This is a genomic window from Massilia sp. 2TAF26, from assembly GCF_052115005.1.
In the GTDB taxonomy this organism is placed as follows: Bacteria; Pseudomonadota; Gammaproteobacteria; order Burkholderiales; family Burkholderiaceae_D; genus Telluria.
Genome location: NZ_JBFRFV010000028.1, coordinates 66,669 through 75,695, shown reverse-complemented (window position 1 = coordinate 75,695; position 9,027 = coordinate 66,669). Strand labels below are relative to the sequence as shown.

Genomic DNA, 9,027 nt, shown 5'->3' with positions numbered 1-9,027 from the left:
CGCTCCGGCCGGCTGGCCGTGGCCCGCATGCTCGCCGCCGCCCGCCGCGGGCTGGCCGAAGCCCACCCGCACCGCGTCGTCCGCAGCCGCGGGCGGGGTCACCGCCTGCACCACGAGCCCGGCCGGCGCCGCCCTGCGTGCCGCGTCCACCGCCGCATCGAGGGACAGCCGCGCGCCCTGCGGCGCCACCCGCTCCAGTCCGCCGTACAGGCGCGCTTCGATCTGCGGCGTAAAGACGTAGAGCAGTCCGGTCAGGGTCGCCACCAAAGCGAACGGCGACGCGATCAGCGCCGCCCAGAAGTGGATGCGCCAGAACAGGCTGCGGCGCCGCGCCGCCAGGCTGGGCAAGCGGTGGACACTGTCCTCCATGGTCACAGATCCCATTTCAGCTCCGCCACCCAGGTGCGCTGGGGATAAGGGTGGAAGTTCCAGTATTTGTAGTTGTTCAGGTTGTCGATGCCAAGGGCGGCGGACCACTGCCGGTCGATCCTGTAGGTGAGGCGCAGGTCGGTCGTGAAGTACTTGCTGGCGCCCTGGTAGGCGAAGCCGTTCGGGTCGGAGTTGTCCAGGGTCGAGTACTGGCGCCCGCTGTAGCGCGCCGCCAGCGTGGCCGCCAGCCTGTCGTCGACGCGCCAGGTCGCCTGGCCGGCCGCGCGCCATTCCGGAATCCGCGGCTGCCACTTGCCGACGCTGGCCGGGAACTTGTCGTTGCGCTCGATCTTCGAATCGGTCCAGGTCAGGCTGGCGTTCAGGTCGAGGCCGCGTAGGCCGACGTCGCTGGCGGCATAGGCGGCTTCCAGTCCTTTGGTGGCGATGCGGTCGACGTTCTGCACGTTGGTGACGTTGGGCACCACCAGCACATTGGTCTGCGAGTACAGGGCGTCGCGGGTGCGCTCGCCGAAGGCCGTCAGGCGCAGCAGCCCGGTGTCGAGCTTGCGCTCGGCCGTCAGTTCGCCGGTCCAGGATTTTTCCGGCTTCAGGTTCGGGTCGTTGTTGATCAGGGTGCCGGCCGCGTTGATGCCGCCCTGGTACAGCTCCGACACGGTCGGCATGCGCACCGCGCGTCCCAGCGAGGCCTTCAGCAGCCAATCCTCGCTCGCCTGGAAGGCCAGCGCGGCCTTCGGCGAAAAGTAATCCTCGCGCCGGCTGCCGTGGCTGACGGTGGTGGTGGCGTTCGAGGTCCTGCCCTCGCGCGCCTCCCAGCGCTCGTAGCGCAGGCCCAGCACCGTCTTCCAGCGCGGCGCGAACTTCCAGGTGTCCTGGGCATACAGGGCGTCGATGCTGGTTCGGCCGCTGAAGGCCTGGTTGCGCGCGCCGGGGGCGCCGTTCAGCCAGTCGGCGGTGGCGTTCTCGATGCTGCGCAGCTTGTAGCTTTCCTCCTGCCAGCCGAATTCGGCCACGTGCGCCCCCGCGGCGCCTTCCGGCCGCCATACGCCCTTGGCTGCGAAGGTGTGCCAGCCGGTGCCGTGCTGGTCGACGATGCGCCCCGCCCCGCCGCTCGCGGCGGCCGGCAGGGCCACCGTCGGCGCGCGCAGGCTGTCCTTGTCGTAGTCGTAGAGGCTGGCGGCGACTTCCCAGTCGAAGCTGCCGCGGGTGCTGCTCTTCACGGTCAGGCCGTGCATCAGGTGGTGCAGGCTTTCGTTCGACTGGTTGAAGTCGGCCGGTGCCAGGGTGTAGGCGCGGCCGCCGATATTGACCATGCCGCTGTAGACGGGCTGGCCGGCGGAATCACGCAGGTAGGACTCGGGACGGCCCTGGGAATCGTTGTCCCACAGCCCGAACACATAGGTGGCGCGCAGGGTCGGCGACAAATCGTAGGCCAGCTTGGCCTTCACGTGATCCTGCACCGTGTGGTAGCGGGTCGCGGCGCCGAGGATCAGCCAGTCGCGCCCGGTACGGTCCCGGCCTGGCACGGCGCCGCTCACCGGGATCCCCGCCGCGGATTCGGTCGCGGCCGGATAACGGGTCGGGAAGGTCAAGGGCTGGCCGGAGCTGTCGAGGCGGCTGACATCCAGGTACCAGGACCAGCGGCCGGCGCGGTTGCCGAGCGACATATTGCCCTGCCGGCCATGGTAGGTATCGTCGGTGCCGTACAGTTTGAAGGGCTGGATGGAAGCCGACAACCTGGCATGGGCCTCGAAGCGGGACGGCATCCGCGTCACGTAGTCGACCACGGCGCCCACCGAGTTGCCGCCGTAAGCCGCCGAGAACGGGCCGTACAGCACGTCGACCCGTTCGATCTCTTCCGGGCTGACCATGCCCCAGCGCGGCGCGAAGGCGGCGCCGTTGCCGAGGTAGTTGGAGAGCAGGATGCCGTCCGCGTACACGGCCGAGCGGGCGCTGTTGCCGGTGCCCGAGGCGCGCGTGGACAGCACCGCGTGGTTGTAGTCGCCGATGTAGCGCTTGCGTACCAGCAGGCTGGGCAGGTACTTCAGGGCGTCTTCGGCGTCGCTGGCGTTGATGCCGCGCGCGATCTCGTCGCCAGTGATGGTCTCGATCGTGGTCGGGATCTGGGTCGGCAGCGAGGTCGGGTGCTTGCCGGTGATGATGACGGTCCCGAGCTGGCGCTCCTGGCCGGGGCCGTCCTGGGCAAAGGCCGTGGACATGGCGGCGGCCAGGGCCGTCAGGGCCAGCGCCGTGCTTGCATTTTTCATTGTTGTTCCTGTGCTTGATCTGGAGTTGCTTCGGTCGCCCGATGGGGCGCTCGGCACACGTCAAACCACCCGCCCCTGCGCGTGAAGCGGGACCGAGGGCGTGACGGTGCGGGTCTGGGATGGCGGCGCAAGGCCGCCGGGATCAGGCAAGGAAAGGCGGCGCGCGCGGTTGCGCCAGCGACCACGGGAACAGCGGGCGCGAGGCGTGATAGTAGAGCGGCGGATAGACATCCCGGCCGGCAAGCGGGGCGAAGGCGGCATCCATCGGCGGTGGCAGGCCGTGGGCGCTGGCATGGGCTGCGCAATAGCCGCAATGGTTCATGTTCTTGTGCAGCTTGCCCGAGGTGGACTCGTCGGTACCGGCGGGCGCCAGCACGACCGGCATGCTGGTCATGCCCATCGCGGTGCAGACTTCCATCTCCATCACCAGGGGCGCGCGGGTAGCGGGTTCCATCGCATGCGATACCAGCGGGGCGAACACGTTGAACAGGATGGCCAGGCAGGCGATCCAGGCGATCCGCGCGCGTATGCGCCAATGCCGTGTCGGGGTATGCATGCCCGGATTATAGAGCACAGTCGGGCGAGGGTTCAAAACGATTCTGCGAGGTAGCTAAATCTTGCCCGACGACGGCGCGGACGAGATCAGCGTTGCCCCACACGATGTTTTATGTCCTTCGAAGGCCACCGGCATTCCTCTATCCAGCACCATTGGATCGCCTTCCGCAATTACACAAGAAGCATGGCCATTGACCGGACAAACACATGCGTCTCCTTGACGGGCCACCGCTATGCCGTTGACGAACGATGTGCCAGAGGCGGCAATCACCTTGCCGCCGTGGCTGGTTGCGTCACCTAGTCGGATAACACCTTTCATCTTCTGCCTCCCAAGCTTGACCGATTGCCCTCGCAGGATTGTTGGATCATCGGTCGCTTACCCACTGCCAGACCGTGTAGCCGTAAGCGGATTTTAGATCGGCCATCGGTTCGCCAGCTTTGTAGAAGCGTCGCGCTGCGGCGGGATCGGTCGATTGCCAAATGCCGGCTTTAGGGCAGAGTTGCCCGGCTTTTGCCCGTAGTTCTTCATTCGTGTCGACAGTGACGGTACGGCCGGATGGGATCAGGGGGTGCCAGGTAGTGGCGACTGCGACCGTTTCCGGGGAAGGAAACATACAGTCTGCAGTTCTAAGTTCTTCCGTAGTTTTAATTATTCGAAAAGCTGGTTGCATCCGTAATCCCTTGATGGCAAAGGTGAGACTGTGTCTTTCCAACCCTGTTATGGGATACCAAACCCCGGTTTGAGGAACCTCCTCTCCCGTTTCGCATGCGATGGTTCTATCAACGACGTATTCCGACAGAGGGTCAGGAAGTACAGGGAAAAACGGGCCTTTTTGTGAATTTTTGTAGTCGTCATACCAGCGTAGTATATCGTCGCCGGGAAATCCATCATCATCGTTACTTCGCTCAGGACAATCTGGATCCGGGTCGAAAAAGCTGTTGGCCCCGACCATCGCATTGTTAAGTACTGCTTCAATTCTTCCAGCATACTTTAATATTCGGCTAATCCTGATATTGCTAAACTCTTTATACTCAGCCTCGGTCATCCAACCATGCAACGGCTGTTCCAGCATACCGTGGACATCTCCGCTGACATAGCCTGCGGTATTCCATATCGACTTAAAATCACCTAACCTCGCCAGTTCGGCGCCACGTCTGAAATCATGTGCCCATTTTTTGCATACGTCATAGATCTGGCCATTTCTTCCATAATTGGCGGCACTACGCGAAACAGCGAGGGTTCCAAACCACGACATCGTATCGTCGCACTCACGCGCAGCAGCTTCGAAAAATTCGGCCGACGCAAAAAGATTCCATATGCCGGCTTCCAAGTTCAGATTTCGCATGTACTCCTTCTCCATAAGTAAAAGTTTACGCTGATGCAGGGACCGTTAACAAAATGCGTTGTGCTTCCTGCGGCGTGTAATCTGTCGCTCCCCATCCGGTTTCGCTCGGACCTTTGATGCGTGGATCTGTAATGCGTGCTCGTAGCTTCACGGAGGTGGATTCCCCGGCCACGTCAACATATTCAATTCTGCGATCTTCATTACCTGCATGATCCCTCAAGGATTGCCCAGTATTTCGATCCACCCTCGGCATCGCGTTAACCATCTCGTCACGACTGCCGGGAAAGAATACTATCTGCTCGCCCCCTCCCTCAAGGTAATATTCAGTCCCTTCAAGCTTTTGACTAGCGGCAGGGCCTCGCCAAACAGGGAGTGTTTCACCAGCCTTCACTTCGTATTCGACGACCCATCCATTCTGATTCCACTCCGGCTTGACGGCGAATCTACTGCGCCATTCATCACGATTTTTGAGTGCCTTGTACTCTGCTTCCGTCATCCAAAAAATTCCCGCGCCCTCATTTGAGGGATCAACAATACGATAGAGCTTTGCTGGCCCCGCAATAGCACCGGCTCGGATACCGCCGTCTTTCTTTGCGAAGGTTTTAACAAGCCAGTCCTGAAGAGGCGGATGGTTCGGGTGTGCTTTCATCAATGCTTGAATTTCCTTTTCGTCCAATTCCAACCGTGGATATTTCGTTTGTCGTTTAATTTTTTTTACCCACTTCGGCGGCTTCCCATTGATCAACTTCGCCGAGCCCGATTCCGACATCGGTGCGATCCAACCCCGATTAGTCTGGTATGTCTGCACATGCCATGCCTGGTCATCCAGCCGTTTGGCAACGATTTTCAATACGGTCCGCACTGGCTGGATGAGTTCCTGGATTGCGCTGTTCATGGCGCGTCTTTTCGTATCGATCAGCTTGATGAAGTCATCGATACGTTCGCGGATGATGCTCGGCACGATAGGCCGGATCTTTTGCAACAGGCTCTTCAAGTCGTCGCATTTCGCATTCAGCAGACGCCCCAGCATGGCAGGACTGAGCTTGTCCGATGCTTCGCGAATGGTTGTCGACACGAAACGGTATACGTCAGGCAATTTTCCATCGGTTGCCCATTTCACTACCCGATTGTGCTGCAGATACTCGGTAATTTTAGGGAGGGCGGCATCGCACGCCCGATGGGCAGCAGCCAATAACTTCTCGACGTTAACGATATCGTCGGCATGCTGGATGATCGGCCTGAGATATACCCAGACAAGGCGCAGCGTACTTTTGACGACCGTGCCAATTTCCGGGACAAACCCGACAATCGTCGTCACGATAAAGAACAAGGTGACCTTGTTGGAAGGCTCCTTGCTGAATTGCCGGATGTTCGCACATAGATCGCGGAGGTCGCATACGGTATCGACCACCGGGATCAACGAGACCACCATATCGAATCCGATCTGTCCGGCAGAGCGATCTGCATTGAAGTCGCCTTGCAGCGCACCCCAGACCCATTCGCCCAAGCCGATTTCTTCGGGTTTTTCCTGTCCTTGGACTTCATTCAACGCGCCCAGCGTGTCGTTGGTGGTCGCCATTAGTTGCCTCCTCGTTCTTCGCCCATGAGCGGATCGAGCCCGGACAGGAAGTCACTTGTTTCTGGCCGTGCTGCATCCTTGGCGGCAGGTGCGTTGTGATAGACAACTTTGGTAATGGTTTCCGGCAGGTTGCGCTCTTCGGCCATGCCGTTGCCGTCGAGAGTGCCACTTTTCTGCTGGCCGTTTGCGAAATACAAGGTATAGGGCACGCCAGCCATTGGCGCCCCTTGGTAGCCGTCGAGGTCGAGCTTCAGCCAATTGGTGTGATCGGCAGCAGGGAAAAACGGCAGGTCAGCGTCTTGCCGCGCAGGGCCGTCCCATTTGTGCATCCCGGCTTTCACAATGAAATCACCGCCGCAGCCATGCTCGATCTTGCCGTCCACGATCTTGATATACGCGCCGCCGCATAACAGCGTGAGGCTCTTTTTGGCGGCAATCACGACGTCGCCTTGGCTGGCGGTGATTTTGACATCGCGATCGGCAGCAATTCCGATACTGTCCTGCTGGGCCTGGATGTCGACCCTGCCGGTTCTAGCAATGTGTTTTATCCCATCCTGGTGCGCAAACAGCGCAATACCCCTTCCCGCATTGATATTCACACGCTGCCCGGCAAACGCCTGGATACTCTGTTGCGCCAGAATGTTCTGCTGCCGACCGCTGTAACTGACGGAGGATTTTGGCGTGGCGCTGACAAATCCACCATGTGAATACTGGGCGATCAGCGGGGCACCGCCTTTCTCGGCATCGATCAGGCCTTCCGCCAGCTCGCGGTGTGGCGCGAGATCGACCGGCATGGACTGATGCTGTTCCGCGAACTCGCCTAATTCCTTGAGTAGCGCCTGCGAAGCTACGAGGAGGGCTTGCAAAGGCTCGCGTTCAAGTTGCTTCCCTGCCGCACCAAGCATGGCTTGGGTAGTCAACAGCATCAACCGGGCGGCGCGCACCACAACGGACTGATCACTCCGTAATTCGGCCCCTTCGCCGCGCGCCTGGCCATCGCCATCGCTTCGCGGATGTGTCAACCAGCCGAGATTCAACTGGCTGTGTCCATGCTCCGAGGCCAGTTGCGCGCTGATCTGTCCAGGGGTGTCATCCAGCCGGAGCTGGTTGTAACGTATGCCATGCACTTCCTTGCTTTTGATGCCCGCAAGGAAGCGGTTGCCTGGTAACCCACCCGTATGGCTGAAGGCGGGCGGAAGAGCGATGGCGCCATGCACGCGAGCCACGACAATCGGCTTGTCTGGATCACCTCCCAGGAAGTCCACGAGTACTTCATCTCCAACCCGTGGCAAGGTAGTGTTGCCCCAACGGTCGCTCGCCCAATGACTGGCAACACGAACCCAGGCCGAATCCCGATCCGTATCACTGGCACCGGCACCATCCATATGGTCTTTTTCGCGCGTTCCAGGAAAGCGCAGCTTGACACGTCCAAATGCATCGCAATGCACTTCTTCCCCCGGCGGTCCGACCACAATCGCTGACTGTAAATGCACAGGCGGAAGGTCGGTGCGCGGATCGAAACCCGGCACCATCGGTATGCCGCGGCGAACGCAAGTGAAGCGGTTGGTGTATTTGACATCCCGTTCATTGCCAGCTTGCTCAAGCCCGAAATTATCAGCGCTCTGGTACCAGCCATTAGCGGAAAAAAGGCGTTGTGCGCGTTCGTCGATATCCTCGGGCAGGTTATTTTCTRCTGCCACGAATAGCTCCGTCAGGACGAATTTACGTTCATCGTTCGGATGTGTATCGATTTCGGGATGCCCATCGAGCTGGAACCATTCACCGACGCGCAAATCTCGGACACCGCTCTCGCCACAAGAGCACTTGGCCTCGTACTCGTAGCGCTGCATCCGCAATTCTCCCAGTCTTCGGAAGTCGCTGTTGTCATTCCCAAAGTGCGGTGGGTCGATCCTGTAATCGTCAAGACTGAATGCAAACTGGTCGCCGGCTTCGCCTTGCTGCATGGTGGTCGGGGCGTGCGTGGACATCATTCGGCCTTGAAGATAGTCCCAGCTTTGGCGAGTAGCGTTACCGGCTTTCAAGGAGCGAACGGCGCTCCAGTTGAAAATCCCATCACGGGTTTCGGTTCCTGCATCGCGATGAAAGCGCACGGCTCCTGCACTGTTTTGCGCCAGCGCCTCCGGCGTATCGAACAGCACCAATGTATGGACAGGCACAGACGAACTGTGGGGTTGGCCCGACTGGCCAGCCCGAAAGAACCAGGCAATGCCGCGCCGCTTCCATAGCCGACGTACAAAGGCTGCATCCGATTCGTTGTGCTGCATCGCGAACTCACGCGCTGGGTATGTGCCAGAAATGCCAGAAACATCGACTTCAAGAGCATTAGCCAGAATTGGGTTAACGTGGCGCCATTCGCTTACCAACGCCAGGGAAATATCGACTTCGTTTCGACAGCGGAAAACGCGGGTATTGGTTGACTGCTCCATCAAGCTCAACGCATCACGAATGACCAATTGATAGGTTCCCAGTCCGCCGTCGCTCTGACCCGCCGATGCTTGCACCACAACGCCACAAACCGAACGCAGCTCGCCACGATCCGTGACGAATTGCAGTTCGGCCGGCAGTGCGATGAATTCTTTCAGAGGGAGTGCTGCTTGCATGGAAACGCACAGGAGTCGATACTCGATCCCGCCGCAGAGCGTTTCCTGACCGCTGACATGCTTGACGAGTAAAACGTCCTCAAGAACTGAACTTTGGTGTGCCAAACGTACGCGAATCGGACGATGCGCTTGCGTTGGACCGGGATGCAGCCCAGGCAGGTTCAGTGAATTCATGTGCGCTCTCCAGGTTAAAAAGATTCGCACAAGAACTTGCCACGGTAATCAGCTGCGCCACTTGAGGCTGGTCACTACAAACATCTAGTGCTCTCCGG

Annotated in this window: 7 protein-coding genes; all 7 read right to left on the bottom strand. The window is 60.0% G+C overall.

Going from position 1 to position 9,027, the window contains the following annotated elements:
* A partial coding sequence (locus tag AB4Z32_RS22705) for a PepSY domain-containing protein (protein ID WP_442124132.1) occupies positions 1-384 on the bottom strand: 384 nt, incomplete at its 3' end.
* Complete coding sequence (locus AB4Z32_RS22700; RefSeq protein WP_442124131.1) at positions 372-2,654, bottom strand: TonB-dependent receptor; 2,283 nt, start codon at positions 2,652-2,654, stop codon at positions 372-374. The genes AB4Z32_RS22705 and AB4Z32_RS22700, both read right to left, overlap by 13 nt.
* A 142-nt stretch (positions 2,655-2,796) precedes the next feature.
* The gene (locus tag AB4Z32_RS22695; RefSeq protein WP_442124130.1) at positions 2,797-3,210 is read right to left on the bottom strand and encodes a DUF2946 domain-containing protein; all 414 of its coding nucleotides are present in this window, start codon (positions 3,208-3,210) and stop codon (positions 2,797-2,799) included.
* A 54-nt stretch (positions 3,211-3,264) separates the two neighbouring features.
* Positions 3,265-3,528, bottom strand: a complete 264-nt coding sequence (locus tag AB4Z32_RS22690; RefSeq protein WP_442124129.1) for a PAAR domain-containing protein — start codon at positions 3,526-3,528, stop codon at positions 3,265-3,267.
* Positions 3,529-3,574: 46 nt separating this feature from the next.
* The gene (locus tag AB4Z32_RS22685) at positions 3,575-4,555 is read right to left on the bottom strand and encodes a hypothetical protein (RefSeq protein WP_442124128.1); all 981 of its coding nucleotides are present in this window, start codon (positions 4,553-4,555) and stop codon (positions 3,575-3,577) included.
* A 25-nt stretch (positions 4,556-4,580) separates the two neighbouring features.
* Entirely contained in the window at positions 4,581-6,134 is a 1,554-nt protein-coding gene (locus AB4Z32_RS22680) for a hypothetical protein (protein ID WP_442124127.1), read from the bottom strand.
* Entirely contained in the window at positions 6,134-8,929 is a 2,796-nt protein-coding gene (locus AB4Z32_RS22675) for a type VI secretion system Vgr family protein (protein WP_442124126.1), read from the bottom strand. The genes AB4Z32_RS22680 and AB4Z32_RS22675 overlap by 1 nt, the downstream gene beginning before the upstream one ends.
* Positions 8,930-9,027: the final 98 nt, after the last annotated feature.